22 protein-coding genes are annotated in these 25,836 nt (G+C 69.3%); 10 read left to right on the forward strand and 12 right to left on the reverse strand.

Annotated elements, in window-relative coordinates; all coding sequences use genetic code 11:
- Window positions 1-114: 114 nt before the first annotated feature.
- Together IE307_RS29795 and IE307_RS29800 are read left to right on the forward strand one after the other, a co-directional pair.
- Entirely contained in the window at window positions 115-2,145 is a 2,031-nt protein-coding gene (locus IE307_RS29795) for an NACHT domain-containing protein (RefSeq protein ID WP_229905205.1), read from the forward strand.
- Between the two features lie 51 nt (window positions 2,146-2,196).
- Complete coding sequence (locus IE307_RS29800; protein ID WP_191302706.1) at window positions 2,197-2,901, forward strand: RlpA-like double-psi beta-barrel domain-containing protein; 705 nt, start codon at window positions 2,197-2,199, stop codon at window positions 2,899-2,901.
- Between the two features lie 20 nt (window positions 2,902-2,921).
- Here the strand turns inward: IE307_RS29800 and recQ are convergent, their stop codons facing one another.
- Complete coding sequence (gene recQ, locus IE307_RS29805; RefSeq protein ID WP_191302707.1) at window positions 2,922-4,943, reverse strand: DNA helicase RecQ; 2,022 nt, start codon at window positions 4,941-4,943, stop codon at window positions 2,922-2,924.
- Window positions 4,944-4,982: 39 nt separating this feature from the next.
- A complete protein-coding gene (locus IE307_RS29810) occupies window positions 4,983-6,833 on the reverse strand; it encodes a Xaa-Pro dipeptidyl-peptidase (RefSeq protein WP_191302708.1) in 1,851 nt (616 codons plus the stop codon).
- A 101-nt stretch (window positions 6,834-6,934) separates the two neighbouring features.
- Here IE307_RS29810 and IE307_RS29815 point away from each other — a divergent pair, with 101 nt between their 5' ends.
- The 4 genes from IE307_RS29815 to IE307_RS29830 all read left to right on the forward strand — a co-directional run bounded on the left by IE307_RS29815 (window position 6,935) and on the right by IE307_RS29830 (window position 13,928).
- The gene (locus tag IE307_RS29815; protein ID WP_191302709.1) at window positions 6,935-7,873 is read left to right on the forward strand and encodes a maleylacetate reductase; all 939 of its coding nucleotides are present in this window, start codon (window positions 6,935-6,937) and stop codon (window positions 7,871-7,873) included.
- A 91-nt stretch (window positions 7,874-7,964) separates the two neighbouring features.
- On the forward strand, window positions 7,965-9,251 hold the full coding sequence (locus tag IE307_RS29820) for an alpha/beta hydrolase (protein WP_191302710.1): 1,287 nt from the start codon (window positions 7,965-7,967) through the stop codon (window positions 9,249-9,251).
- Complete coding sequence (locus IE307_RS29825) at window positions 9,248-11,698, forward strand: rhomboid family intramembrane serine protease (protein ID WP_191302711.1); 2,451 nt, start codon at window positions 9,248-9,250, stop codon at window positions 11,696-11,698. Before IE307_RS29820 ends, IE307_RS29825 begins: the two co-directional genes overlap by 4 nt.
- A gap of 64 nt (window positions 11,699-11,762) precedes the next feature.
- Window positions 11,763-13,928 (forward strand): ATP-binding protein, encoded by a 2,166-nt coding sequence (locus IE307_RS29830; RefSeq protein WP_191302712.1) that lies wholly within the window; start codon window positions 11,763-11,765, stop codon window positions 13,926-13,928.
- Here IE307_RS29830 and IE307_RS29835 read toward each other — a convergent pair.
- Genes IE307_RS29835 through IE307_RS29845 form a run of 3 tightly spaced genes read right to left on the reverse strand, consistent with a single transcriptional unit; the run spans window position 13,925 to window position 16,833 of the window.
- The gene (locus IE307_RS29835; protein WP_191302713.1) at window positions 13,925-14,533 is read right to left on the reverse strand and encodes a LysE family translocator; all 609 of its coding nucleotides are present in this window, start codon (window positions 14,531-14,533) and stop codon (window positions 13,925-13,927) included. The two genes, IE307_RS29830 and IE307_RS29835, sit on opposite strands and share 4 nt — an antisense overlap.
- Window positions 14,534-14,593: 60 nt before the next feature.
- A complete protein-coding gene (locus IE307_RS29840) occupies window positions 14,594-15,265 on the reverse strand; it encodes a response regulator (RefSeq protein WP_191302714.1) in 672 nt (223 codons plus the stop codon).
- Complete coding sequence (locus IE307_RS29845; protein WP_191302715.1) at window positions 15,262-16,833, reverse strand: ATP-binding protein; 1,572 nt, start codon at window positions 16,831-16,833, stop codon at window positions 15,262-15,264. Before IE307_RS29845 ends, IE307_RS29840 begins: the two co-directional genes overlap by 4 nt.
- Window positions 16,834-16,975: 142 nt before the next feature.
- On the opposite strand from IE307_RS29845, the gene IE307_RS29850 reads away from it, so the two are divergent.
- The 3 genes from IE307_RS29850 to IE307_RS29860 are packed head-to-tail and all read left to right on the forward strand — an operon-like array spanning window position 16,976 to window position 19,927.
- Window positions 16,976-17,950: a Bug family tripartite tricarboxylate transporter substrate binding protein gene (locus tag IE307_RS29850; protein WP_191302716.1), complete on the forward strand. Its 975-nt coding sequence runs from the start codon at window positions 16,976-16,978 to the stop codon at window positions 17,948-17,950.
- Window positions 17,947-18,438, forward strand: a complete 492-nt coding sequence (locus IE307_RS29855) for a tripartite tricarboxylate transporter TctB family protein (RefSeq protein ID WP_191302717.1) — start codon at window positions 17,947-17,949, stop codon at window positions 18,436-18,438. The genes IE307_RS29850 and IE307_RS29855 overlap by 4 nt, the downstream gene beginning before the upstream one ends.
- Window positions 18,431-19,927: a tripartite tricarboxylate transporter permease gene (locus tag IE307_RS29860; protein WP_191302718.1), complete on the forward strand. Its 1,497-nt coding sequence runs from the start codon at window positions 18,431-18,433 to the stop codon at window positions 19,925-19,927. Before IE307_RS29855 ends, IE307_RS29860 begins: the two co-directional genes overlap by 8 nt.
- Here IE307_RS29860 and IE307_RS29865 read toward each other — a convergent pair.
- A complete protein-coding gene (locus IE307_RS29865) occupies window positions 19,924-20,514 on the reverse strand; it encodes a TetR/AcrR family transcriptional regulator (protein WP_191302719.1) in 591 nt (196 codons plus the stop codon). The two genes, IE307_RS29860 and IE307_RS29865, sit on opposite strands and share 4 nt — an antisense overlap.
- A 10-nt stretch (window positions 20,515-20,524) precedes the next feature.
- Window positions 20,525-21,316, reverse strand: a complete 792-nt coding sequence (locus IE307_RS29870) for an SDR family NAD(P)-dependent oxidoreductase (RefSeq protein WP_191302720.1) — start codon at window positions 21,314-21,316, stop codon at window positions 20,525-20,527.
- A 110-nt stretch (window positions 21,317-21,426) separates the two neighbouring features.
- Between IE307_RS29870 and IE307_RS29875 the strand changes: the two genes are divergently transcribed.
- Window positions 21,427-21,795: a helix-turn-helix domain-containing protein gene (locus tag IE307_RS29875; protein WP_191302721.1), complete on the forward strand. Its 369-nt coding sequence runs from the start codon at window positions 21,427-21,429 to the stop codon at window positions 21,793-21,795.
- Here IE307_RS29875 and IE307_RS29880 read toward each other — a convergent pair.
- The 5 genes from IE307_RS29880 to IE307_RS29900 form a co-directional block, all read right to left on the reverse strand.
- Complete coding sequence (locus IE307_RS29880) at window positions 21,792-22,382, reverse strand: ClpP family protease (RefSeq protein ID WP_191302722.1); 591 nt, start codon at window positions 22,380-22,382, stop codon at window positions 21,792-21,794. The two genes, IE307_RS29875 and IE307_RS29880, sit on opposite strands and share 4 nt — an antisense overlap.
- Complete coding sequence (locus IE307_RS29885; protein WP_191302723.1) at window positions 22,379-22,993, reverse strand: ClpP family protease; 615 nt, start codon at window positions 22,991-22,993, stop codon at window positions 22,379-22,381. Before IE307_RS29885 ends, IE307_RS29880 begins: the two co-directional genes overlap by 4 nt.
- A 74-nt stretch (window positions 22,994-23,067) precedes the next feature.
- The gene (locus tag IE307_RS29890) at window positions 23,068-23,772 is read right to left on the reverse strand and encodes a lasso peptide biosynthesis B2 protein (protein WP_191302724.1); all 705 of its coding nucleotides are present in this window, start codon (window positions 23,770-23,772) and stop codon (window positions 23,068-23,070) included.
- A complete protein-coding gene (locus IE307_RS29895) occupies window positions 23,769-25,445 on the reverse strand; it encodes an asparagine synthase-related protein (RefSeq protein WP_191302725.1) in 1,677 nt (558 codons plus the stop codon). Before IE307_RS29895 ends, IE307_RS29890 begins: the two co-directional genes overlap by 4 nt.
- Window positions 25,420-25,560 carry a hypothetical protein gene (locus IE307_RS29900; protein WP_191302726.1) on the reverse strand — a complete coding sequence of 47 codons (141 nt, stop codon included), beginning with the start codon at window positions 25,558-25,560 and terminating at the stop codon, window positions 25,420-25,422. Before IE307_RS29900 ends, IE307_RS29895 begins: the two co-directional genes overlap by 26 nt.
- Window positions 25,561-25,836 lie beyond the last annotated feature (276 nt).

Here is a 25,836-nt window from a genome sequence, read left to right on the forward strand (position 1 = left end):
GGGTTCTGAGGCGCCACAGGCGGTTGGTTCGCGTGTGAGTTAAGCCTGATCGGATTCACTACCGCGATCCCGGCGACACGGTTACCGTCGTTCGCCGGGATCGCGGAGGTGAAGGTGGATCCGAGCGGGGTGACGAGAGCGGCACGGCTGACGGCGTTGGCCGCGTTGTGCCTGGTCACCATCGTTCTGCTGCTTCCGGCGGCCATCAGCGTCAGCACCGGCGGGGCCCTGCCTGGCTTCTTCGGCGAGTTCGGCCGGTGGCTGTGGCCCGCAGTCGGCGTGATGGTGCTCGTCGCGATCGGTCTCGCCCTCTGGGAACGCCTCCGCGGGCATGAGACCAGCAACCGCACCGCCGCCCTCGCCCGCGTCGAGTCGCGGGTCGGAGCACTGCTCGCCGCCTCCCTGGCGGCTCAGACGCAGGTCAAGCTCGGCGCCCTGCGTCAGCCCAAGCTCTCCGTGCGCGTGGAGGGCGAAGAGGTCTCGTCGACCGACCTCGCGAGCGTCTACGACCGCCTCGGCCACAGCATGGTCCTGGTCGGTCCCATCGGCAGCGGGCGGTCGACGTTGTTGCGCGAACTGTGCCTGGTGCTGGTCGAACGAGCACGAAACGATCCGGACGCACCGATCCCCGTCGTCGTGGACCTCGCGACATGGCGTGCGTACGGCACGCGCAAACCGACGGAGTTCACCGCGTGGCTGCTGCGCGAGATGAACCGCCGCTACGGCATCAGCCGCTCGGCCGGAACGATCTGGCTCCGCCGCGAGCGCGTGGCCGTGCTCATCGACGGCCTGGACGAAGTGCCGTCTGTCGACCGCGCGCACTGCGAGTCCGAACTCGCCCCCTTCGCCTCGGTCGTCTGCTCGACAGGACCGATCGAGAACCTCCCCTCGGTGTGCGTGGAACCGTTGTCGCGGGGTCAGGTCCTCGAGTACATCGCCTCGGTCAGCCCTCGGCTCGACAGCCTCGAAGCAGCCCTCACCCCGGACATCTGGGAGCGGTTGGACTCACCACTCGCGTTGAACCTGCTGGCCCTGACGCACCTGGACAAGCAGGTCGACACGATCGGAACCGACTTCGTGGGCTCCTTCGTCGTGGAAAGGCTTTCCGGGCAACGCGGCGCAGGCCCCACCATCCGCGCGTTGAAGTTCCTCGCACGGTTGGGACGCCCGGACCTCGGCGCGCCCGTGCACATGCCTCACCGCCGTGCGTGGCTCCCGCTGCTGCCGACGCGTCCGTTGTGGTTGCTGTTCGTGCGCGCGGTGCCTGCCGCATATGCCGGTGGTGTGTGCGCCGTCGCGTTCATGACGGGACTGCGCCTCGGGTTGTGGCCAGCCTTGGTGTTCGTGGTGGCTGCTTCTTCGTTGCTCGTGCTGGTGAACAAATTGCCGCACGTGTTCCATCCACCCGGACGCGCGCACGGCATCGTGACTGCCGCCCTGGGTTTCCTCGCCGGGGTCTTCGGAGGATTGCTCGTCGGGCTCGCCGGTTTGTGGCTGGGTGAGATCGGCACGCCGTGGCCCTATCTCGTCGCGTACGTGTTCGTGGTGGTGGCGTCATTCTTCTTGGCGTTGGGTTTCATACCGGGTGTCGCACCCGTGCCGTGGGCGTTGCTGATCGCCGCCGCCCCAGGGGTGTCGATGATCTGGACCGGCCCCTACACCGTGCTGGCGGGTATGGGCGTCGGCTTCTCCGCCGGCGTGGCAGGCGGAGTCTTCGCCGCCGCAGTGGGACGTGTGTGGCGCACGGTGCGCCCGGCACAAGAACAACGCATGCGCCTGGGACGCCCGTGGTGGGTACAGCCCGCTGTCCCGGTACTCGGCACGGTCGGCCTGCTGGGCGGAATGGGCGCGCTGGGTTCCTGGGGAACCGCACTGGGAATCGCACTCGGTTTGCTGGTGACCCCCACCGCCGCACGCGACTACGTCTGGCCGTTCGACGCACTCGCCGAAGTCGCCGCCGAAGGCGTCACACGCCCCCTGTCACTGGGCGAGTTGTCATTCCGCCGCAAGGCTTTGCTCCACCTCGCGCAGGACCGCCTGCTGCTCACCCGCGTCGATGGCGAGTACCGCTTCGCCCACGTCGCCCTGCGCGATCACCTGGCGTCGTGCGACCCGACGGCACTGCTCCGCGCCACGCGCCGTTGAACCTTCCCGATCTGCGGGCCGTAGGCCTGACAGAAAGGTCGGGTGTTGTGCATGCGCTGGTCGAAGGGCTGGATCGCAGGCGCCGGGGTCTTCTCGGTCGTCACGGTCATCGGGGGTGCGGCCTTCGCCCTTGCCGGATCCGGCGCGCCCTCATCGCAGTCGGGGGTGGCGGGCAAAGAGGTGTGCAGCGGCCAGCAGCTGAAGGCGGCGAACGCCAAAGGTCCCGCGGGCGTGCTGTCGGACCAGTTCCCGGTGGGAACTCTGCTGCGCCTCTCGAACCCCGCGAACGACCGAGCGATCACCGTCTCGGTCATCGGAACCTCGACCGGCTGCGCGGTGCTGAACACCGCCGCACTCGATTCCCTGTCCTCAGCCGAGAATGAGGCAGGCGGGGCGAGCAGCGTTCTCCGCGGCATTCGAGTGGAGATCGTCGGTAACGCTCCGGCGCCGGTGTCCACACCGACCACACGCGCGTCCGCCTCCCGGGTCCGGCAGTCCGGAACCGTCGGGCAGGTCGTGTGCGACGGCGCGACCGTCGGGTTGTCGGCGGTGGGCGGGGCGCCTGGGGCGTTCTCATCGCAGTTGCCGGTGGGGACGTCGGTTCGGATCACCAACCTGGACAACGGCAAGCAGACGACCGTGCCGGTCGTCGGTGTCGGATCGGCCTGCGTCGTGGTGAACAGCGCGGCCTTCGACCTGGTCGGGGAGTCCGGCAAGAACGTGATCAAACGGGCCCAGGTCGAGAAGGTGACCTGAACCCGCCGCGGCTTCGGCCGCTACCAGTCCATCGGTTCGTCGGGCTCTTCCGGCTCCGGCCATTCGTCTGCCTCCGCACCCGAACCCCAGGCGGCGCCGCCCGTGCTCGTCGTCTTGGGCTTGGCAGCTGGAGGCCTGGCGGACGAGGACGTGGAGGCTGAGGGAGCGGAAACCGGGGGTGCGGAGTCGGTGGCGGGGCCGGTGGCGGCCACCACTTCCAGGATCTGGTCGCCGTACTTGGTGAGTTTGGCCTGGCCGACACCGCTGACCGCGCCCAGGGACGTCAGTGAGCCGGGGCGAGAGGCCGCGATGGACTTCAGGGTGGCGTCGTGGAAGATCACGTAGGCGGGGACGCCCTGTTCGCGGGCTTGGCCCGCGCGCCATTCGCGCAGCGATTCGAAGAGAGGGCCCGCGTCGGCTGGGAGGTCGACCTTCACCTTGGCTGCGCCTGAGGACGGGGAGGCGGTCCTCGTCGTCGAGCGGGCGGGGGTCGGGTCCTTGCGCATCTTCACTTCGCGCTTGCGGCCCAGGACCTCGGAGCTCGCCTCGGTGAGGACGAGGGTGGAGTACTCGCCTTCCACGGCCAGCAGGCCCTGGGCGAGGAGTTGGCGGATCACGCCGCGCCACTCGCCCTCGGTGAGGTCTTCGCCGATGCCGAAGGTGCTGAGCTGGTCGTGGTCGAACTGGATAACCTTGGCGGTCTTGCGGCCCAGGAGGATGTCGATGACCTGGCCGGCGCCGAACTTCTGGTTCCGCTCCTTGCGCAGGCGGTAGATCGTGGAGAGGGCCTTCTGGGCGGCTACGGTGCCGTCCCAGGACTCGGGTGGGGTCAGGCAGGTGTCGCAGTTGCCGCAGGGCACGCCGGACTCGTTGAAGTACTCGAGGAGTCTGGTGCGGCGGCACGTGACCGTCTCGCAGAGGGCGAGCATCGCGTCCAGGTGGGCCTGGGAGCGGCGGCGGAACGCCAGGTCGCCCTCGGAGGACTCGATCATCTTGCGCTGCTGCACCACGTCCTGCAGGCCGTAGGCGAGCCAGGCGGTGGACGGGAGGCCGTCGCGGCCGGCGCGGCCCGTCTCCTGGTAGTAGCCCTCGACGGACTTCGGCAGGTCGAGGTGGGCGACGAAGCGGACGTCCGGCTTGTCGATGCCCATGCCGAACGCGATGGTGGCGACCATGACCAGGCCGTCCTCCCGCAGGAAGCGGGCCTGGTTGCGCTGGCGGACCGAGCCGTCGAGGCCCGCGTGGTACGGCAGGGCCGGGATGCCGTTGGCGACGAGGAACTCCGCCGTCTTCTCCACTGAGGCGCGCGACAGGCAGTAGACGATGCCCGCGTCGCCCTGGTGTTCGCCGCGCAGGAGGTCCAGCAGCTGCTTCTTCGGCTCCTTCTTGCCGACGATGCGGTACTGGATGTTCGGCCGGTCGAAGCTGGAGACGAACTGGCGCCCGTCGCCCAGCTCGAGGCGCGTGAGGATCTCCTTGCGCGTCGCCTCCGTGGCCGTGGCCGTGAGCGCGATGCGCGGGACCTTCGGCCAGCGCTCGTGCAGGTGCGTGAGCGAGAGGTAGTCGGGCCGGAAGTCGTGGCCCCACTGCGAGACGCAGTGCGCCTCGTCGATCGCGAACAGCGCGATCTCGCCCTGGTCGAGCAGGCGCAGGGTGGCCTCGGACGTCAGCCGCTCCGGCGCCAGGTAGAGCAGGTCGAGCTCGCCGTTGACGAACTCCGCCTCGACCATCCGCCGCTCGTCCCACGACAGGGAGGAGTTCAGGAAGCCCGCGCGCACGCCCAGGGCGCGCAACGCGTCCACCTGGTCCTGCATCAGCGCGATGAGCGGTGAGATGACCACGCCCGTGCCGGACCGCACGAGGGCCGGCACCTGGTAGCACAGGGACTTGCCGCCGCCGGTCGGCATGAGCACGAGCGCGTCGCCGCCCGCGATCACGTGCTCGACGATGGCGCCCTGGTCGCCGCGGAACTCGGGGTACCCGAAGACGCGCTGCAGGACCTGCAGCGCGTCTCCGAGAACGACATCGTCGGTTGAACCCATGCCGCCGATGCTAGCGAGCAGCACCGACAGTCCGGTCCGCTAGCCCAACTGGCTCTTCGTACCTGCGGAAACGCTGGACGCGACGAGCGGGACGGCCGACGCGGACGGCACCGAGCCCTTCAGCGGGATCCGCACCGACGTGTCCGCCAGGTCGACGGTCAGCCTCGGCAGCTGGCTCGGGCGCACGATGGCGCTCGAGTCGGTGCCGCCGATCACCAGGCCCAGGCGGTGGCCAGCCTTGAGCAGGTGGTCCGTTGTGGACAGTCGGAACGTCATGCGGTACTTCGTCCCCGGCGTGATCGTGCGCGGGGCCGAGAGCGACTGGTAGTTCGCGAGATCCGCCCAGCCGCGCGCGATGATCTGCGCGTCCACGTTGCCCGACGTCGCCTCCGTGTTGCGGTAACAGGCGTCGTCGCCCGTGCGGCTCTCACCCCAGCACGACTCCGTGGTCAGGGTCCGGATGCCCTCGCCGGTGCGCACCGTGGCCGGTCCGTAGTCGACGAGGTAGGCCGTGAGGTGCGCGGTCGGTGTGGAGGACGACACGCCCACCGTGATCGACGACGTGCCCGCGACCCGCAGGTCGGAGGTCAGGGGTGCGGTCGAGTAGATCGCCCGACCGGTGTTCGAGCCGGAGAGCCAGTTCGACGGTGTGCCGCTGCCGTTGTCGGTGAACGCCGACGTGCCCGTGCCCGCTGTCGTGCCGAGTCCCGAAGAAGAAGGACGCAACACGGTGCTCACGGTGCCCGCAGGCGGCCACGTCTGGTCGTCCGCCCACTGGTTGGGCGCGCGTTCCGCCGACACCTGCGGTTCGTTCTCGATGCCGTTCTGCACGTCCAGCAGCCAGCGGTCGAACCACCTGTGCAGCGTCGGGACCCACTCGCTGCGCCGGAAGTCGAACGGGTCGACGTGCGCGGTCTGGGAGAACCAGAGCTTCTTCGGCACCGTCGAGGGCACCGCGTCCCAGAACTGCCCGTACTGCAGCGTCTTGACGTTGAGGTCGTTCAGGCCGTGGATCGCGAAGATCGAGGCCTTCACCTTCGAGGCGTTGCGCACGAAGTCGCGTGTCTGCCACATCGCCGTGTAGTCGCCGTTGGCTGGAGAACCGTTCGTCATCTGTGTGCGCACGGCAGCACAACGCGAGCGCGCGTTGGAGTTCTCGAACTGCGATCCCAGCCCGGTCGGCGAGCTGTAGCCGGGGTAGGCGACGCCGTCCGAGCGGAACCAGTCGTACCAGGAGCTGATGGCCGCGACCGGCACGATGGTCTTCAGCCCGTCGATACCGGTCGCCGCGACGCCGTTCGCGATCGAGCCGTCCCACGACTTGCCGATCATGCCGACGGCGCCGGTCGACCAGGAGGCGGACTTCGTGGCGGAGCCCGTCAGGGTCGAGTAGCCGGTGCGGCGGCCGTTCAGCCAGTCGATCACGGCGGTGCCGGAGGCGATCTCCGACTGGCCGCCGACGTCGACGCAGCCGCGCGACCGGTTCGTGCCGAGGAAGTCGACCAGCACGACGGCGTAGCCGCGCGGGACGAAGTAGTTGTCGTAGAAGAGCGGGAACTTCACCGGCACGCCGGCGGAGTCGTAGGTCTTGACCTCGCTCTCGTTGCCGCGTCCCGCGCTCTGGTAGTAGGGACTGGCGTCCATGATCACGGGCACGCGCCCGGTCGTGGACGGCCTGATGACGTCGGCCGCCACCCGGTCGCGGGTGCCGTCGCCGTCGAGGTCGAGTCCGGAGTCCACGTAGACGGTCTCGCGCACGGCGTCGGCCATCGAGTGGATCGGCGCGGTGACGCCGCCGGACAGGGTGAACGCCGGTGTCGCCGCTGTGGCAGGGATTGGCGTCAGGGTCAGGGCCCCTGCTAACGCCACTACAACACGAACACGCTTCATGAAGATTCACGCTAAGGAGTGACGAAGTCGCCCCGTCAGAGCCGAAAGGCTTGACCCTCTGCTGTTGCGCCCGGCACCGCGCTCACGAATATTCGTCTTCCGTGAGCTTCACCTTCGAACCCGGCCGCACCCGTGTCGTCTTCGGCCGCGGCACCGCCTCCTCCGTGCGCGCCGAGGCCGAGCGGCTGGGCGCGACGCGGGTGCTGCTGATCGCCCGGCACGGAGGCGACAAGGTGGCCGACGAGCTCGGTCCCCTGCTCGTCACCCGCTTCACGGGTGCGGCGATGCACACGCCGGTCGAGGTCACGGAGCGCGCGCTCGCGTCGTTGCGCGAACACGGTGCGGACTGCGTCGTGTCGGTCGGTGGCGGATCGAGCACGGGGCTGTCGAAGGCCCTCTCGGTGCGTTCGGGCGTGCCTCAGATCATCATTCCGACGACCTACGCGGGTTCCGAGGTCACCCAGGTGCTCGGCGAGACGGCGTCGGGGCTGAAGAACACGCGGCGCGACGGCAAGATCCAGCCGGACACGGTGATCTACGACGTCGACCTCACGCTGGACCTGCCACTCGACGTCACGGTGACAAGCGCGCTCAACGCTCTCGCGCACGCCGTCGCAGCGCGAGGCAACGAGAACCCCTTGATCGACGCCATCGCGACCAAGGCGATCGAGGGCGTTTTGCACGCTTTGAGCGGAAACCCGTCCACTGTGGAGGCGCGCACGGAGCTGCTGTCCTCGGCGTGGCTCGCCGGCACGTGCCTCGCGTCCGTCCCCATGGGACTGCACCACAAGCTCGCGCACGTTTTGGGCGGTACGTTCGGATTGCCGCACGCCGCCACGCACACAGCGCTGCTCCCCCACACGGCACCCGCCGATCTGACCAGGCGCGTCCACGACACCGCGACGAGGTTCGGCGCGGCGACCTCGTTGCGGGAACTGGGAATGGCGGAGTCCGATTTGTCCCGCGCCGCGGAGATCGCCGACCACCCGGAGGCGCTCGGAGTGCTCACCAACGCCTGGCGCGACGCACCGCACGTCTGAAGGGTTGTCATTCTTCAGGCTGATGTTCACGGACCTGAACTCAGACGAACCACCGATGTGCTTCCTGAAGACTTCCTGAAGCATTGAGGACATGCTCAGCCCGTTGGATCTGTCCCTGATAAACGGACCGATCCCCAAGGCCGCCACGGTCGCGGCCGTGCTCGCTCTCACGTACCTGGCGATCCGGAAGAACCGGACCTGGTGGGTCCGCGTGCTGCCGATCGTCGTGCTGGCGTGCGCGCTCGTGGTGACCGGGCTGACGCTCGTCATCAACCACCTGTGGAAACCGTGGCCGGAGCCGATGCCGGTGATCCTGATGGTGTGGCTGGGCGCGGCACTCGTGGCCATCAGTCTTGCCGTCGCACGGCTACGGCCGTCGCGCTGGTACGCGCGCGTGGTCACCGTCATCGCCGCGGTCGTCGTCATCTCGAGCGCTTTGACGGCCACCAACGCGTATTACGGGCTGTACCCGACCTCGCGGGCGGCGCTCGAGGTGCTCAACAACCCGAGCGTCGACCTGCCGGACAGCGTCTCCGACGTGCTCGACGTACCCGCCGGCAAGACGCTGGCCGACGTGTGGACCGGCGGCGGCCTGCCGGACAAGGGCACGCTGTCCGAGATCGAGATCCCGGGTGCCATGAAGACGCGTCCGGCGTGGATCTACCTGCCTCCCGCGTACGCCGCGAAGCCCCGACCGCGGCTGCCGGTGCTCGTCCTGCTGGCGGGCCAGCCGGGGTCGCCCCGCGACTGGTACGACGCCGGCCGGATCACCGACAACATGGACGAGTTCGCGCGCGCCCACCGCGGCCTCGCGCCGATCGTCGTCATGCCGGACTCCCTCGGCTCGCTCACCGCGAACCCGCTGTGCCTCGACTCGAAGCTGGGCCAGGCGGAGACGTACCTGACTCGCGACGTGCCCAAGTGGATCAAAGAACGCCTCACGGTCGACGAACGCCGTGAAGCGTGGACGGTCGCGGGGCTCTCTCACGGCGGCACGTGCTCCCTGCAACTCGCAGTGCGCGCGCCTGATGTGTACGCCAACTTCATCGACCTGTCCGGCCAGCGCGAGCCCACGCTCGGCACGCGCGCCGACACGGTCAAAGCCGCGTTCGGCGGTGACGAGGCGGCGTTCGTCCGCGTCAACCCGCTGGACGTCCTCGCCCAGCGCCAGTTCCCCCAGCTCTCCGGCGTGATCGTGGCGGGCAGGGACGACGCTCTTTACCGCCCGGCGGGAGCCGAGGTGTTCGAGGCCTGTCGCAAGGCCGGAATGGACGTGCAGTGGAAGGAACTGCCGGGAGGACACGACTGGAACGTGTGGCGGCCGGGCCTCTACGGCTCGCTGCCGTGGCTCGCGCAGCGGACAGGGCTGGTCACATGATCGCCCGGCTGTTGCGCGCGGCGCCGCTGACCTGCGTGTTCCTCGTCGTCTTCTGGACGGTCGGGGCGCTGACCGGTGCGATCGGCGGCGCGAGCGACGACCTGCTCCTGCTCGTCGGGTTCGGCACGGACAGTCCGTGGTGGACCGTACTGACCTCGGCGCTGTGGTCGATGGACCTGCTGGGCGACGTCGCGACCACCGTGCTCCTGCTCGTCGCCGGGCCCTACGCCGAGCGCTCGTTCGGCTCGCTGAGGACCGCGGCGGTCTTCCTGGCGTCGCACGTGGCCGGCGTGCTCCTGGGTCTCCTCGTCGTGATGGCCGGCCACGCGGTGCAGTGGGGCTGGCTCGAGTCGCTGATGGGCGCGGTCGCGGCGGGGCCGTCGATCGGAGCGGTGGGTCTCGTGCTCGCCCTGACGTTCCGGATGCCCCTGCTCTGGAGGCGTCGCGTCCGGCTCTTGATGATCTTGTCGGTGCTGGTGCTTACCCTGTACTCAGGTTGGCTGGAAGACCTCCTCCGCCTGTCCGGTGGCGTGGCCGGGCTGGTGCTGGGAGCGCTGTTCCTCAGGAGCGGGCCGGTGTCCAGGGCCCGTTCGCTGCAGGAGACGCGGGTGCTGGTGGCGTTGCTGATCGCGGCGTCGGCGCTCGGGCCGGTGGTGTCGATGATGTCGCCGTACCCGAACGGGCCGCTGTGGTGGTTCGCGGACGTCGTGGCGGTCGCACAACCGTCGCAGGAGTACGTCGGCGAGGTGTGCTCCTCGGACGCGGTCGAACTGTGCCGGACGATGGTGGTCCAGCTGTCGTACGACAGGTTCCCCGCGCTCGTGATGTCCCTGCTGCCGGCGTTGCTGTTGCTCGTGCTGGCGGAAGGGCTGCGACGCGGCCGGCGGTTCGCGTGGCGGACGGCGCTGGTGTTCAACGTGGCTTTCGCGGCGTTCATCGGTTCGTACGTCGTGTACGTCGCGCAGTTCCCGGACGCCACACTGCTGGAGCTGTCGGTCTCGTTCGGTGTGCCGATGCTGGCACCGCTCGCGATCATCATCGTGCTGTTGTTGACGCGCAAGCACTTCGACGTGCGTCTACCTCGGCGTGCCGTCGTGAAGTTCTGGCGGTTCACGGCGATCAGCGTCGCGCTGTTGTCGGCGTTGTACGTCTTCGGCGGGTACCTGGTCCGCGACCAGTTCACGCCGGTGCCGGGTTTCGGCGCGTTGCTCGCGGACCTGCCGACGCGGTTCCTGCCGCCCGGCTACCTCGACCTGGTGCCGCTGCAGTTCTCCGCCGAGGGGTTCGTCGGCGCGTTGCTGTTCGAGTACACGGGCGTGGTGTTCTGGCTGATCGTGCTGGCCGGTCTGCTGATGGCGTCGTGGCGGACGTGGCCGTCGTCGTGCGAGAAGGAGGCGGCACACGCCCGTGACCTGATGCGGCGCCACGGCGGTTCGTCGTTGTCGTACATGACGACGTGGCGCGGCAACCAGTACTGGTTCACGCCGGACGGTGAAACGGCCGTCGCGTACCGGGTGGTGTCGACCATCGCGCTGACGGTCGGTGATCCGATCGGTCCGGCGCGGGTGGACGCCGTGCGCGGGTTCGCGGAGTTCTGCGCGCGCAACGGCTGGACGCCGTGTCTCTACAGCGTGGGCGCGGAGACGCGCGCCGCGGTGGAGAGCCTCGGGTGGTCCGCGGTGCAGGTCGCCGAGGACACGGTGATCGAACTGGACGAGCTGAGCTTCACCGGCAAGAAGTGGCAGGACGTGCGCACGGCGTTGAACAAGGCCGCCAAGGCCGGCATCACCGCCGAGTGGTGCACGTACGCCGACGCGCCGTACGCGATCACGGACCAGATCCGGTCGATCTCGGCGGAGTGGGTGGCGGACAAGGGCCTGCCCGAAATGGGCTTCACGTTGGGAGGACTGGAAGAACTCACTGGAGAAGGTGTCCGCTGCCTGCTGGCCGTGGACGGCGATCGGACCGTGCACGGCATCACGAGCTGGCTGCCGGTGTACGCGGACGGCGAGGTCGTCGGCTGGACGCTCGACTTCATGCGCCGCCGCTCGCACGGGTTCCGCGGCTCGATGGAGTTCCTGATCGCCTCGGCGGCACAACAGCTGCAGGCGGAGGGGGCGCGGTTCCTGAGCCTGTCCGGGGCACCTCTCGCCCGGCTGGACCGCGGTGAGCGCCCGCGGGCGTTGCAGCGCGTCCTGGACTTCACCGGGCAGGTGCTGGAGCCGGTGTACGGCTTCCGCTCGCTGTTCGCGTTCAAGGCGAAGTTCCAGCCGACCTACCAGCCGATGTTCATGGTGTACCCGGACTCGGCGGCACTGCCGCGCATCGCGAACGCGGTGAGCCGCGCGTACCTGCCGCACCTCAACGCGCGCCAGGGACTCCGGCTCGCGAGCAAGATGATCATCCGCACGCGCGGGCGCGTCACCACGCATGGTCGAACTCGCTAGGCCGAAAGGGTGGAGAGGTGATCCTCGTCGGCGCACTTCCGCGCCACTAGGCGAAGATGCGCCGATGACCGCGCGGGGTGATCTGCCTGCCGGGACCACGACGTTCGTCGGTCGCCGGACCGTGCTCGCCGACACCGGGGCGCTCCTGCGCCGGGCCCGGCTCGTCACGCTGACGGGTCCGGGCGGGGTGGGCAAGACCCGCGTCGCCGTGGAGACCGGGCGTGCGCTGGCGCAGGCGTTCCAGCACGGGGCCTGGCGGGTGCGGCTCGGAGATCTCCAGGACCCGGCGGCGCTCGCCCGCACGGTGACGACGGTGCTGAGGATCGTCGACAACGCACCGGAGCCCGGTCTCGGCCGGCTCGTGGAGTCGTTGCACGACAAGCACTTGTTGCTCGTCCTGGACAACTGCGAGCACCTGCTGGAGGCGGTGCGGCAGCTCGTGCACCGCCTGTTGCACGACTGCGAGGGGCTGACGATCCTCGCGACGTCACGGGTACCGCTCGGCGTCTACGGCGAACAGGTGCAGCGGGTTCCGCCGCTGGACGGGGACGACGCCGTGCGGTTGTTCCTGGACCGAGCCGAGATGGCGCCGGAACGGGCTGAGGTGGCGGCGCTGTGCCGGGCGGTGGACGGGCTGCCGCTCACGGTCGAGGTCCTGGCCGCGCAGCCGGGCGGTGCCGTGCTGTCCGAAGTCCTCCACCACCCCGAACCGGCCACGCTGGAGCAGGTGCTCGAGTGGACGGCGCAGCAGTGCACGGACGACGAACGGCGGCTGTGGGCGCGGCTGTCGGTGTTCCCCGCGGACCTCGACCTCGCCGCCGCCGAGGCGGTGGCGGACGCGGACGTGCTGAAACCGTTGTCCGCGCTGGTTCTCCGGTCGCTCGTCGAGACGGCGACGAGTCCCGTCACCGGCGAGACCCGCTACCGGTTGCCGGACACCGTGTCGCAGTTCGGTGCCCGTCTGCTGACCGATGCGGACGAGGCGTTGCGCCGTCACGCCGTGCACTACAGCGAGTTCGTGGACGAGGCCGCCCGCTCGTGGTTCTCGCCCGGCGAATCGCTGTGGATGGGCAGGCTGTGGGAGGAGTGGCCGAACGTCCGCGCGGCGGTCGGGCACGCACTTCGGACACCCGACCTGGCCGCGGTGGGCGCGGCCGTGGCGATGAACGTGCAGCGGGCGCGCTTCACGTCGTTCGCGGGCATGCTCGGCCAGGCGTGGGACCTGCTCGTGGCCGCCCGTGAGGTCGTCACCGAGGCGCCACTGCGGACATCTCTGCTGGCACATTGCGCGTACATGGCGCAGGTGCGCGGTGACGCGGAAGTGGCGTTCCCGTTGATGACCGAGGCACGGGCGTTGCCGCGATTACCGATCACGGACGTGCATCTGGTTCTCGCCGAGGCCACGCATCTCTTCTTCGTGGAGGGCTCAGCGGACTGCGTCCCGTTGTACGCCCACGTCGTCGAGCTGTGCCGTCAGTACTCGTCGCCAGGCGACATCTACATCACCGAACTGATGCACACGATGGCGGCGTGCTTCCTGCAGGACGCCGAGGCATCGGACAAGGCCACGACGGCACTGGCCCGGCAGGCGGAGAGCAACGGCGTGAACTGGGCGCACGCCTGGGGCCTGTGGCACCGCGGCCTCCACGAACTGCTGCACGGCGACCCGGCGCAGGTGCACCCGCTGGTGGTCCAGGCGTTGCGGATCCAGCTGACGCTCGGCGACACGTGGAGCGCCCCGTTCAGCCTGTGGCTGCTCGCCTGCACGTGCGTCGAACTCGGTGCCTTCGACCGCGCGGCACGGCTGCTCGGTGCGCTGCGGTCGCAGGAACGGATCTCGAAGATCTCGTTCAGCGGCATGAAACCGTTCCACCGGCTGCTGGACCACTCCGACCGCACGGTCCGCCGCTCGCTGGGCGACGACTACCAGGTGATCACGACGCTCGGCGCCGACCTGCGCCCGGAGCAGGCGATGGCGTTCGCGCTCGAACCGGTGCCGGTCTCCGAACGCCGGCCGCCCAGGCCTCAGTTGCCCGGCGGGCTGACCAGGCAGGAGTTCACCATCGCCGGACTGGTCGCGGACGGGTACACGTCGAAGCAGATCGGCGCCCAGCTGTTCATCTCGCCGCACACCGCCGACCGGCACGTGGTCAACATCCGCTCGAAGCTGGGCCTGCCGAGCAGGGTGGCGCTCGCGGCCTGGCACCGCTCGGCCTCCGGAGAGCGCTAGCGCGCGTCCGCCGCCGTCTTCAGGCCGAACGCGATCAGCGCTGACGCGGACAGGCGGTCCAGCAGAAGCCGTTGCCGCAGCAGGAAAGCACGCGCACGACCGGCCGCCGTGATCAGGACGGGGAACCACAGCAACCCGATGCCGAGGTGGATCGCCACCAGCACACCACCCCACGCGGGCTGACCGACGGGCAGGAACTGCGGCAGCAACGAGATGTAGAAGACGCCCGGTTTCGGGTTGAGCAGGTTCGTCAGCAGTCCCACCCGGACGGCCGCGCGCACCGACGGCACCGGCGCCGGTTCGTCGATCTCGGCCGGACGCCGGGACTGCCACAACGCCTTGACGCCCAGGTAGACCAGGTAACCCGCGCCGAGCCAGCGCACGATGTCGTAGGCCAGCTGGGACGCCTGCAGCAACGCCGTCAGCCCCACGAGCCCCGCCGTCGCCCACACCAGGCAGCCGAGCGTGCTGCCCACCACGACGCCCATGGCGGCACGGCGGCCGACCAGCAGCGCGGTCCGCAGCACCAGCAGCGTCTCCAGGCCCGGCGTGATGACCGTCAGCAGCGCGACGAACGTGAAGCTCAGGAGCGCGGTGGTCGACATGACGCCATGAGAGCACGGAAAACCACTGCCACCAGAAGATTTAACACACCGGACACGGCCTCAGGTCAGCCGATACCCGTGCGCCGGCCGGTTCGCCATGCCGTAACGCGGCTGCACCTCCGCCTTGCCGATGGTCACCAGGTGCTCCAGGTAGCGGCGCGCGCTCACGCGCGACAGCCCGGCGCGGTCGCCGACCTCCTGCGCCGAGAGGTCGTTCTGGCTGTCCCGCAACGCGTCGGTCACCAGCCGCAACGTCACCGCCGACAACCCCTTGGGCATCGCCGGGGTGCGCGGGCGGTGGTGCATCAGCGAGTCGACCTCGTCCTGGTCCAGCACCTGCCCGAGCCTCTGCACCTCGATCCGCTGGGCGAGGTACTCCCGCATCCGGTCGAGGAACGCCGTGCGCGTGAACGGCTTCACCAAGTAGTTGTCGACGCCGCGGGACATCGCCTGCCGCACGGTCTCGCGTTCGCGGGCGGCCGTCACCGCGATGACGTCGACCGGCGGGCCGCCGCGCGCACGCAGCCGTGACAGCACCTCCAGCCCGGACATGTCGGGCAGGTGGATGTCGAGCAGCACCAGGTCCGGGCGCAGCGACTCCACGGCCCGCAGCGCCTCCCCGCCGCGGTGCGCCTCGCCGACCACCTCGAACTCGGGCATCGCCTCCAGGAACCCGCGGTGGATCGCCGCCACGGCGAAGTCGTCGTCGACCACGAGCGTTCGCACGCTCATCGGTTCCCCGTTTCCGGCAGCCACACGTCGAACGACGCGCCGCCGAGTTCCGAGTCGGTGATCGCCACCCGGCCGCTGCGCCGCGTGACCACCCTCGACACCAATGCGAGACCTATTCCCCTGCCGTGCGCGCCCTGAGCGTCCTTCGAGCTCACGCCCAGGTCGAAGATGCGGCCGCGTTGCGACTCCGCCACTCCCGGCCCGTCGTCGTCCACGACCACCCGCACCCCGCTCACCGACGAGCGCACCAGCACCCGCACGGTTCCTCCGGTCTCCACGGCGTCGACCGCGTTGTCGACCAGGTTTCCCAGCACGGTCAACGCGTCGTCGCCCGCACGAATGTCGACGGAGCTGCCGGGATCCAGCCGGAGCTCCACACCTCGTTCGTGCGCGGTGGAGGATTTCGCCAACAACAGCGCGGCGAGCGCGGGATCGGCGTTCGCCCCGTCGATGATGTCAGCCGTCAGCGACCCGGCGCCGCCGACCCGTTCGATGTAGGCGACGGCGTCGGGACTGCGGTCCAGTTCCAGGAGGCCGCCGATGACGTGCAGGTGGTTCGAGAACTCGTGGGCCTGCGCGCGCAGCACCTCCGTGACGGTGCGCTGGCCGTCGAGCTCCCGCAACGCGTCGTGCAGCTCCGTCCGATCGCGCAACGTCAGCACGACACCGACGGCGCGTTCGTTCGTCTTGGCCGTCATCCGGTTCGCGACCAGGACCCGTTCTCCCGCGAGGACGAGGCGGTCCGCGACGTCGTCGTCACCGCGCGCGAGGTCCAGCAGGCCGTCGTCGAGGACCTCCGCCGCCGGCCGGCCGCTCGGGTTCTCCTCGAGACCCAGCAGCCGCATCGCCTCGTCGTTGACGAGTGCGAGCTTCTCCTGGTCGTCCACGGCCACGACGCCTTCGCGGATGCCGTGCAGCATCGCGTCCCTGGTCTCCAGCAGCTGCGCGATCTCGGCCGGTTCGAGCCGGAACGTCCGCCGGCGCACGTGCTGCGTGACGAGCGCGGCGCCGAGCACTCCGATCAACGCGGCCGCCGCGAGCCAGCCGATCAGCTCCGGCAGGTCCTCGGCGAGGTCGTCCGAGAGCTGGCTCTCGAGGATGCCCACCGACGCCATGCCGATGATCCGCCCGTCCAGGGCCCGCACCGGCACCTTCGCGCGGAGCGACGTGCCGAGCGTGCCCGTCTCCGTGCCGACGAAGACCTCACCGGACAGCGCCGTGGTCGGGTCGGTCGACACGCGCTCGCCGATGCGCTTGGGGTCCGGGTGGGCGTAGCGGACGCCGTTGTGGTCGGTGACCACCACGTACGTCACGTTGGACGCCTTGCGGATCACCTCGGCCAACGGCTGGATCGTCACGGTCGGGTCAACCGAGTCGAAGGCTTCGATCACCGTGGGTAGCCGCGCCACGCTCTCCGCGACGGACAGCATCCGGTCCTTGTAGGAGTCCCGGATCCGGTCGCTCTGCAGTTTGGCAGCGAGCAGACCGGCGGCACAGGTCGTCATCAGCACGATGACCACCTGCAACGCGAGCAGCAAGGCTCCAAACGAAACAGATCGACGGAACATGGATGGAATTCTGACGCATCGGCTGTGAAACAGGTCACGAACTAAACGACCAATACGGAACTTACGACCTAACACTTACGTGTGCACACAGCCGTTACCTAGCGTCCCCGCCCAACGTTCGCGACGAAGCGAGGAGTGTTCGATGGGTACGGCATGGAGACGAGCGGTGGCGGTCGCTGCCGCCGGACTGGTGCTCGCGGGCTGCGGTCAGGGGGCGAAGAGCGCGAGCGGCGGTGACTCCATCGCGAAGCTGGAGATCATGGCGCCCGCCGACCCCGGTGGTGGCTGGGACCAGACCGCGAGGTCTATGCAGACGGCGGTGCAGGGCGCCAAGCTCGCCAACTCCGTGCAGGTCACCAACGTCGGCGGGGCCGGCGGCACGGTGGGCCTGCAGAAGCTCGTCAACGAGCGCTCCGAGTCGTTCCTGATGATCACCGGCCTGGTCATGGTCGGCGCGGTGGAGACCAACGCGTCGTCGGCCCGGCTGGAGGAGACCACGCCGATCGCACGGCTGACGGCCGAGGACGAGGTCGTCGTGGTGCCGTCCGACTCGCCGCACAAGACGATCGACGACCTGCTCAAGGCGGTCGAGGAGAAGGGCAAGGGCGTCTCGATCACCGGCGGTTCGGCCGGCGGCACCGACCACATCCTCGCCGGGATGCTGCTCAAGGCGAAGAACATCGACTCGGCCAAGCTGAACTACGTGCCGTACTCCGGCGGCGGCGAGTCGCTGGCGGCGCTGCTGGGCAACAAGGTCGACGCGGGCATCTCCGGCATCGGCGAGTACAAGGAGCAGATCAAGGCGGGCAAGCTGCGCGCCCTGGGCACCTCCGGCCCGAACCCGGTCCCCGACCTGAACGTGCCCACGTTCAAGGAGCTGGGCGTCGAGCTGATCAACTGGCGCGGTGTCGTGGCGCCGGCGTCGATCTCGGCCGAGGCCAAGCAGCGGCTGACCAAGCTCGTCACCGAGATGCACGCGAGCGAGCAGTGGAAGGAGGAGCTGTCCAAGAAGGGCTGGACGGACACCTTCCTCACCGGCAGCGAGTTCTCCACGTTCATGGCGAAGGAGATCGGGCGGGTGAAGCCCGCACTGCAGAACATCGGGCTCGTCAAGTGATCTCGGCCAAAGTCGAGGAGTACGCGTTCGGCGGTCTGGTCGCGGCGGTCGGGGTCTTCACCCTGGTCGACGCGACCACGATCGTCGCTCGTGACGACAACGCCGTAGGACCACGCGCGTTTCCTTACGCCGTGGGAGTTCTTCTTGTGGTGACGGGCATCGCGGCGATCATCGCGACCGCCCGGGGCAAGCTCGGCCACGCCGAGGAGGCCGAGGACGTCGACGAGAACGTCCGGACCGACTGGCTCACCGTGGCCAAGCTCGTGGCCGTGCTCGTCGTGCACCTGGTGCTGATCGACGTGGTCGGCTGGCCGGTCGCGGCGGCTCTGCTGTTCTTCGGCGCGGCCTGGTCGCTCGGCGCGGTCTGGTGGCGCGCGCTCGTGATCGCGGTCGTGCTGGCCGTGGTCGTGCAGGTGGTGTTCGCGTACGGCCTGGGCCTGTCGCTGCCCGCCGGGATCTTCGAAGGGGTGCCGTTCCTCGATGGATAGCATCACCGCCCTCCTGGAGGGTTTCGCGACCGCCGCGCAGCCCGAGTTCCTGCTGTACGCGCTGCTGGGCGTCACGCTCGGCACCGCGGTCGGCGTGCTGCCGGGCATCGGACCGGCCATGACGGTGGCGTTGCTGCTGCCGTTGACCTACACGCTGGAGCCGACCGCCGCGCTGATCATCTTCGCGGGCATCTACTACGGCGGCATGTACGGCGGTTCGACGACGTCGATCCTGCTCAACACCCCGGGCGAGTCCGCGTCCATCGTGACAGCTCTAGAGGGCAACAAGATGGCGAAAGCCGGGCGCGGTGCGGCCGCGCTCGCGACCGCCGCCATCGGCTCGTTCGTGGCGGGCACGATCGCCACGATCCTGCTCACGTTGCTCGCACCGACCATCGCGGACGTCGCCGTGCAACTCGGCCCGGCCGACTACGTGGCGCTGATGGTGGTGGCCTTCACGACCGTGGCGGCGCTGCTCGGGTCCTCGCCCCTGCGCGGCCTCGCCTCGCTGGGTCTCGGCCTGTTCATCGGGCTCGTCGGCACCGACACGCTGACCGGTCAGCAGCGCTTCACCCTCGGGGTGTCGACGATGGCCGACGGCATCGACGTGGTCGTGGTGGCGGTCGGCGTGTTCGCGGTCGGCGAGGCGCTGTACGTGGCGTCGCGGCTGCGGCACGGGCCGATCGAGGTCATCCCCGTGGGCGGCAGGTGGAACACGCGCGAGTTCTGGTCGCGCTCGTGGAAGCCTTGGCTGCGCGGCACGTTCATCGGCTTCCCGATCGGCACCGTGCCGGCCGGTGGCGCGGACGTGTCGACGTTCCTGTCGTACGGCGCGGAGAAGAAGCTCTCGAAGCGGCCGGAGGAGTTCGGCAAGGGCGCGATCGAGGGCGTGGCGGGTCCTGAAGCGGCCAACAACGCCGCGGCGGCCGGTGTTCTGGTGCCGTTGCTGACCCTCGGTCTTCCCACCACCGCGACGGCGGCGGTCATCGTGGCGGCGTTCCAGAGCTACGGCATCCAGCCGGGACCGTTGCTGTTCACCAACAACTCCACGATGGTGTGGGCGCTGATCGCGTCGCTGTACATCGGCAACGTGATGCTGCTCGTGCTGAACCTGCCGTTGGTGAAGATCTGGGTGAAAGTGCTGCAGATCCCGCGGCCGTACCTGTACGCGGGCATCCTGCTGTTCGCGGCGCTGGGCACCTACGCGGTGAACTTCGTCGTGGACGACCTGATCGTGCTGCTGGTGATCGGTGTCATCGGGTTCTTCATGCGGCGCCACGGTTATCCGGTCGCGCCGCTCGTGGTCGGCCTGATCCTCGGGCCGATGGCGGAGGAGCAGGTCCGGCGCACGCTGCAGATCAGCGAGGGCGACTTCAGCGCGCTGGTGACCAGCCCGTTCGCGGCGGTCGCCTACGGCATCCTCATCGTGCTGCTGACGGTGGCGGTCGTGCTTCGCGTGCGCCGCAGGAAGTCCGAAGTGACGGTCTAACCGCGCACGGCGGCAAGCGCTTGTTCGTACAGTTCGAACGCATCAGCCTTGCCGCCGTGGCGGACCCACAGTTCCGATGCGGCGTCGACGCACGCGAACACCGTGGCGATGACGCCCATCGCGCGGGCGTCCGGGACTTCCCCCGAGTCGATGCCCATCCGTTTCTCGATCACGGGAACGAGAGATCGTTGCCAGCGCAGGCGCTTCTCGAGGTACCGCGCGTGCAACGACGGGTTGTCGAAGATCAGGGCCGAGATCTCCAGCACCCGCTGAGGGGTGTGGTTCGACGCGGTGAGGATCGTCGTGAACCCGGCCCGCAGAGCGTCCCAGGTGGACACCTCGGGGGGCTGCGCCGCGACGGCGGAGACGAGCACCTCGCCCAGCGCCTCCTGCTCACCGCAGACCAGGTCCTCCTTGGTGCCGAAGTACCGGAAGACCGACCGCTGCGACACGCCCGCCCTCTTGGCGACCTGGGCCATCGTCGTCGCCTCGTAGCCCTGTTCCGCGAACAACGCCAGCGCGGTGTCGACGATCTCGGCGACCACGGCCTGACGCGACCGGTCCCACAGCGTCGACGACTTCTCCATGCGCCCCACTCTAACTACGCCGGACCATCCGCCCGATCACCCTCGCGCCCATCGCCCGGGAAGCGAAGTGACGTCCGGCGAACGCCATCACGCGGTTCGCCCTGCCCGAGATGACACCGACGGGCGTGACCCGGCGGTCCAGCGCGCGGATCGCGGTCGCGACCACCTCGCCGGGGGTCTGCATCCGGGACCCGCCCGCCATCTCCTCCCCGCCGGCGACCTCGAAGAACTCGGTGCGCGTGGCGCCGGGTGACAGCACCATGACGCGCAGGCCCGTGCCGCGCGACTCGACCCACAGCCCCTCGGTGAAGCTCACCACGAACGCCTTCGTCGCGCCGTAGACCGACGACCAGGGCGTCGCCTGGTAGGCCGCCATGCTCGCCACGTTCACGAGGAAGCCGTGACCGTTGGCGCGCAACTGTTCGATGAACGCCCTGCTGATCTCGACCACGGCGTTGACGTCGACCGCGACCTCCTGCCGCAGCCGTTCGGGCTCCTCCTCGTGGAACGCCCCGAAGTTCGCGAACCCGGCGTTGTTGATGACGGCGGTGACGCCGAACCCGGCGACCTCCTCCGCCAGCCGCTGCCCGATGCCCGGCTGTGCCAGGTCCGCAGCCACGACGTGCACGGTCACGCCGTGCGCCACCCGCAACCGTCCGGCCAGCTCCTCCAGCCTGTCCTTGCGGCGCGCGACCAGCACGAGGCTCGATCCGCGCGCCGCGAGCCGCCGCGCGAACTCCGCGCCGATGCCCGCACTCGCCCCGGTGACCAGCACCGTCTGCTTCCCGAAGTCGACTCCCATGCCGACACCGTACGCCAGTCTGTCAGTCACTGCCAACCTGTCTTGCACTGCCGTTCTGCTCGTGGCAGAACCGCCCTTGGTGGTGGTCGCCGTGCTGTCACCATGACCACATGGCGGAGATCCTGGACTTCACACGCACCCCGGAACCCCCCGAACCGCTGTGGCGGGAAGCTCTGGGCCGCAAGCTTCGCGAGACCCGGGAGGAGCGCGGCGACCGCCTGGTCGACGTGGCCGACCGGGCGGGCATCTCGGTGCAGTACCTGTCCGAGATCGAACGCGGCCGCAAGGAGCCGTCGAGCGAGATGATCGCGGCGGTCGCCGGTGCGCTGGGCGTCGACCTGGCCGACCTGCTGATCGGCATCGCGGGCCAGGTCCGCAACCTCCGCGCCTCCGGTTACCTCAAGGCGGGCAACCAGTTCCACACCTCGCGCCCCACGGGCCGGCCGTCCGGTCCGGTGGCGATGGCCTGGGCCGCCTAAGCGCGCTGGTCGAGAACTCGGTCGACCAGTCCGTACTCGACCGCGCCCGGTGCGTCGAACACGCGGTCCCGGTCGGTGTCGTGGCGCAGTTCGGCCACGGTCCGGCCGGTGTGCCTGGCCAGGATCACCTCCAGCTGCGTGCGCACCCGCACCACCTCGTCCGCCGCGAGGATGAGGTCCGGGATCGTGCCCCGCCCCTGCGCCGCCGGCTGGTGCAGCACGACCCTGGAGTGCGGCAGGACGGACCGGCGTCCCTCCGCGCCCGCGGCCAGCAGCACCGCGCCCGCCGCGACCGCCTGCCCGACGCAGGTCGTCGCGACCGGCGCCTTGATGTAGCGCATGGTGTCGTAGAGCGCGAGCATCGCCGAGGGGTCGCCGCCCTCGCAGTTGATGTAGAGGTTGATCTCGAGGTCGGGGTTGTCCGCCTCGAGGTGGAACAGCTGCGCGATCAGCGCGTTGGCGACGCCGGAGTCGATCCCGGTGCCGAGGTAGACGATCCGCTCGGACAGCAGGTGCGAGTACACGTCCATGACGCGCTCGCCACGAGCGTCCCGCGTGATGACGTTGGGAATGGTGTAGGTGCTCATGCGACGGCTCCCGAGTGCAGTCCGAGCTTGTGCATGCGGACGGGGACGACCTGGCCCAGGTCACTCACAACGTGGTCGATGAACCCGTACTCGCGCGCCTGCTCCGTGGTGAACCACCGGTCGTGCAGCGAGTCGGTGAAGATCCGGTCGAACGGCTGCCCGGTGTCCGCCGCGATCAGCCCGAGCACCGTGTCCCTGGTGTGGCGCAGGTCGTCCGCCTGCACCTCCACCTCGACGGCCGAACCACCGATGCCCGCACTCCCCTGGTGCATCAGGATCCGCGCGTGCGGCAACGCGAACCGCTTGCCCGGCGTCCCCGCCGAGAGCAGGAACTGCCCCGCGCTGCAGGCAAGTCCGAGCGCCAGCGTCGCCACGTCGCACGGCACCAGCCGCATCACGTCGCGGATGGCCAGCATCGAGGGCACCGACCCGCCGGGCGAGTTGATCCACAACGCGATGTCCTGCCGCGGGTCCTCGCTCGCCAGCGACAGCATCTGCGTCGCCAGCACCGTGCCGTTGTCGTCGTCGAGCGCGCCGTCGAGAATCAGCACCCGCTGACCGAAGAACCGTTCTCGCAGCCCTGGGCTGAAGAGCTTCTCGCTGTTCGTCATGGCACCGACGATGCCCTTCGACCGCAACGGTTCGCTGCGTTCTCTGCTGTGGGCAGATCAGCTCACAGCAGTCCTCAGACGGCGAGCACCCGTTGGTACGTGGCCGGAATCGGCTCGTCGAACGGATCGGTCACCGGCTCGCCGTCGGCCTCGATCCAGGCGTGGAAAGCCTGCGGGTCACTCGCCACCCCCAGACACCACTGCACCTCACCACCGCGCAACGCCACGGCCAGCGCCGCGGTCAGCGAGAGTTCTAGGCACGCCACCCGCCCGGGGTGGAACCTGCTGACCCGCTTCGACGCGGCCAGCGCCTGCAACGCCTCGGGCCTCGTCGCCACTCGTCTGGCCCGTCTCCGCTTCACGAATTTGAAGCCCCTCACCGTCACGCGGAAGGGCAACCTAAGGAGCAGCAGCGCCACCGGCAAGGCCACAGCCGCCACCAGTCGTGGTTTCAGCCCGACAGCACCAAGAGGAGCCAGCGCGATCGGCACCCCGCCGCTGCCCCGCACCGGGCTCTCCGGTTCCAGCAGACCTCGTTCCACCAACGCCGACAGGCACGTCTCGGCCTGCTCACGGATTTCGCGCTGGGGCACCTGGGGATACCTGCTCATGAAGATGCCGACCGCGGTGTCGACGCCGTTCGCGCAGATCGCGGAGAAGAGCTCGTTCCCCGTCCGGTTCAGCTTGTGCCACTGGCCGGTGGTGAGGTTGAGCAGAGTAAGGCTCCCGTCGGCGTGAGACGTCGTGTGCACCGGACCAGGAACCACGAAACGTGTCATGTCGAAGCCACTTCCCTTTCGTGCGCGCGAAGCCAGACCTCGACGGCGAGAACCTGGTTGAGCGCGCCCCACGGCACGCGCAGGCCGTTCACCGCGTCCTCGAGCGTCTGCCGGACGGGTATCGGATCAATCAGCTTGAAGTCGGCCGCCGCCGAGTCGGCCAGGAGCTTGCGCACAAACGGCGCCGCCCGTTTTATTCCCTGGTACGCCTCACGGCTGTAGTCGCCCTTCGTCTCCCTCGCGAGCACACGATCAGGAACGAGGCCCGTCAACGCCTTCTTCAGCAGGGGTTTCGCCACGGCCGGATCCGCACGGCGATGTGCCGGGATCGCCATGGCCGCACGCACGACGGCCGTGTCGAGGAACGGCGCCTGAACGGAGACCCCGGCCGCCAGGCCGATCACCCGGTGCACCTGCTGGGTGAGACCGTGCAGACGCAACTGGGTGAGCACAACGGACTCACCGGCGTCCACATCGGACTCCTGCTCGGCCACCCGGCGGGCCTGCGCGGCCAGCAACTGCCGGGTCGAAGGCGTGTACCACTGCACCTGCGGCGCGTCCCACCGGGCGACGACCGAAACCTCCCACGCCAGGTCACCGGTAACACGACCACGTTCCAGGGTGTCGGCGAGCCGGAGCAACGCGCGCCGGCGTCCGAGTCCCGCCATCACGACCGCCCGCCGGAACACGGTCAGCGGAGACCTGTTGCGCAACCGCGCCCAGGCGAGGCAATGGCGCCAGAGCGTGGCCAGATCACCTCGCCGGGCCAGGTCGATGAAGTACGCGCCGGGAGCCCACAGCACGGCGTCGCCACCCTCGCCCATCAGGTGCACGTCGGCGCCGAGCGCCGCCGCGGCGGCGAATCGCAGGCGGGCGGGGCCGCAGGCGATCGAGGCAGCGTGCGGCTCGTCCCCCACCGGCGCCAGGTCCTGGTAGGGGAGGTGCTCGGCCGGCACGTCGACGTGCCGCTGGTCGAATCGCCGGTCGGCACCGGCGTACAGGTCCGCCCGCTCCACGTCGTCGAGAACCGGGAACGCGGTGTTGTGGTGGGTGAACACGGGAAGATCGCTCACCTCGGCCACCGCGAGGTGGGCCAGCGACGTCGAGTCGAGACCACCGCTGAAGTCCGCGACCAGCCGTCGTGCGGAACGCGCACGGGCACTCACCGCACCGACGAGCGCGTCCCGGAGCATGTCGGCGGCGGTCGCGTCGCTCAGGTCGGGGTCGGTGCGCAACGGCGCGTAGGGGCGCTCGTCGAGCACGCCGGCCCCGATGTGGAGCGCGTGACCTTCACGGACCCGCCGGACGCCCTCGTACAGGCTGCGGTTCTCGAACAGACCAGCGCCGTCGAGGCATGCCAGGCGAGTCGCGAGGTACACCCTGTCGACGACGGTGCCCAGTTCACCCGATCGGGTGCTGTACTGCCCGGCCTCGTCGTAGAAGAGCGGAAACTGCCCCACCGGATCGGCGAACAACGTCGTTTCACCGGATTGCCGCACGACCACCGAATAACAGCCGGTCTGGCCGGTGATGCGGCGGTGGTCATGGGACTCGGAGAACTCGGTCAGGCCGAGGGAGAACGCGTCTTTCGCGGCGAAACAATCGCCGTGAACCTCGATGGGCGCGGCGGAGTCGGCGTCCTCGGTGTTACGAGAAGCTCTGGCCGGAAGCATCGCCAGCGCCGCTGCTGCTTCCGAAGGTGATACCGACGACGGATCCCAGGTCGAACAGGATCGGCGGCTCGTACTCCACTGCCGCCACAACGCCTTCGACGTCGTCATTGCTCACGAACGTGCCTCTTCCGCGCAGCCCCAGCCGACAAGAAAGGCGGAATCCTATCCGGTCGGCAAGATCAGCAGAGGGCGACCCTCCAGGCCAACCCCAATCGTTTCCTGACCGCGACGTCCCCCGAAGCCGGCTCGAGCCGTCCGTAGCCTGCGAACCGCACTCTTGGCGGCTTCCGTTTGACGCCCCGAACGCCGCTACCATTGTGTCGCCCTTCAATTCGAAGTGAAGGGGGCGCGAGTGCCCAGTGGCGACAAGCACGCCAGAGGTTTGATCTGG

Source organism: Lentzea cavernae (assembly GCF_014653695.1).
Taxonomy (GTDB): domain Bacteria; phylum Actinomycetota; class Actinomycetes; order Mycobacteriales; family Pseudonocardiaceae; genus Lentzea; species Lentzea cavernae.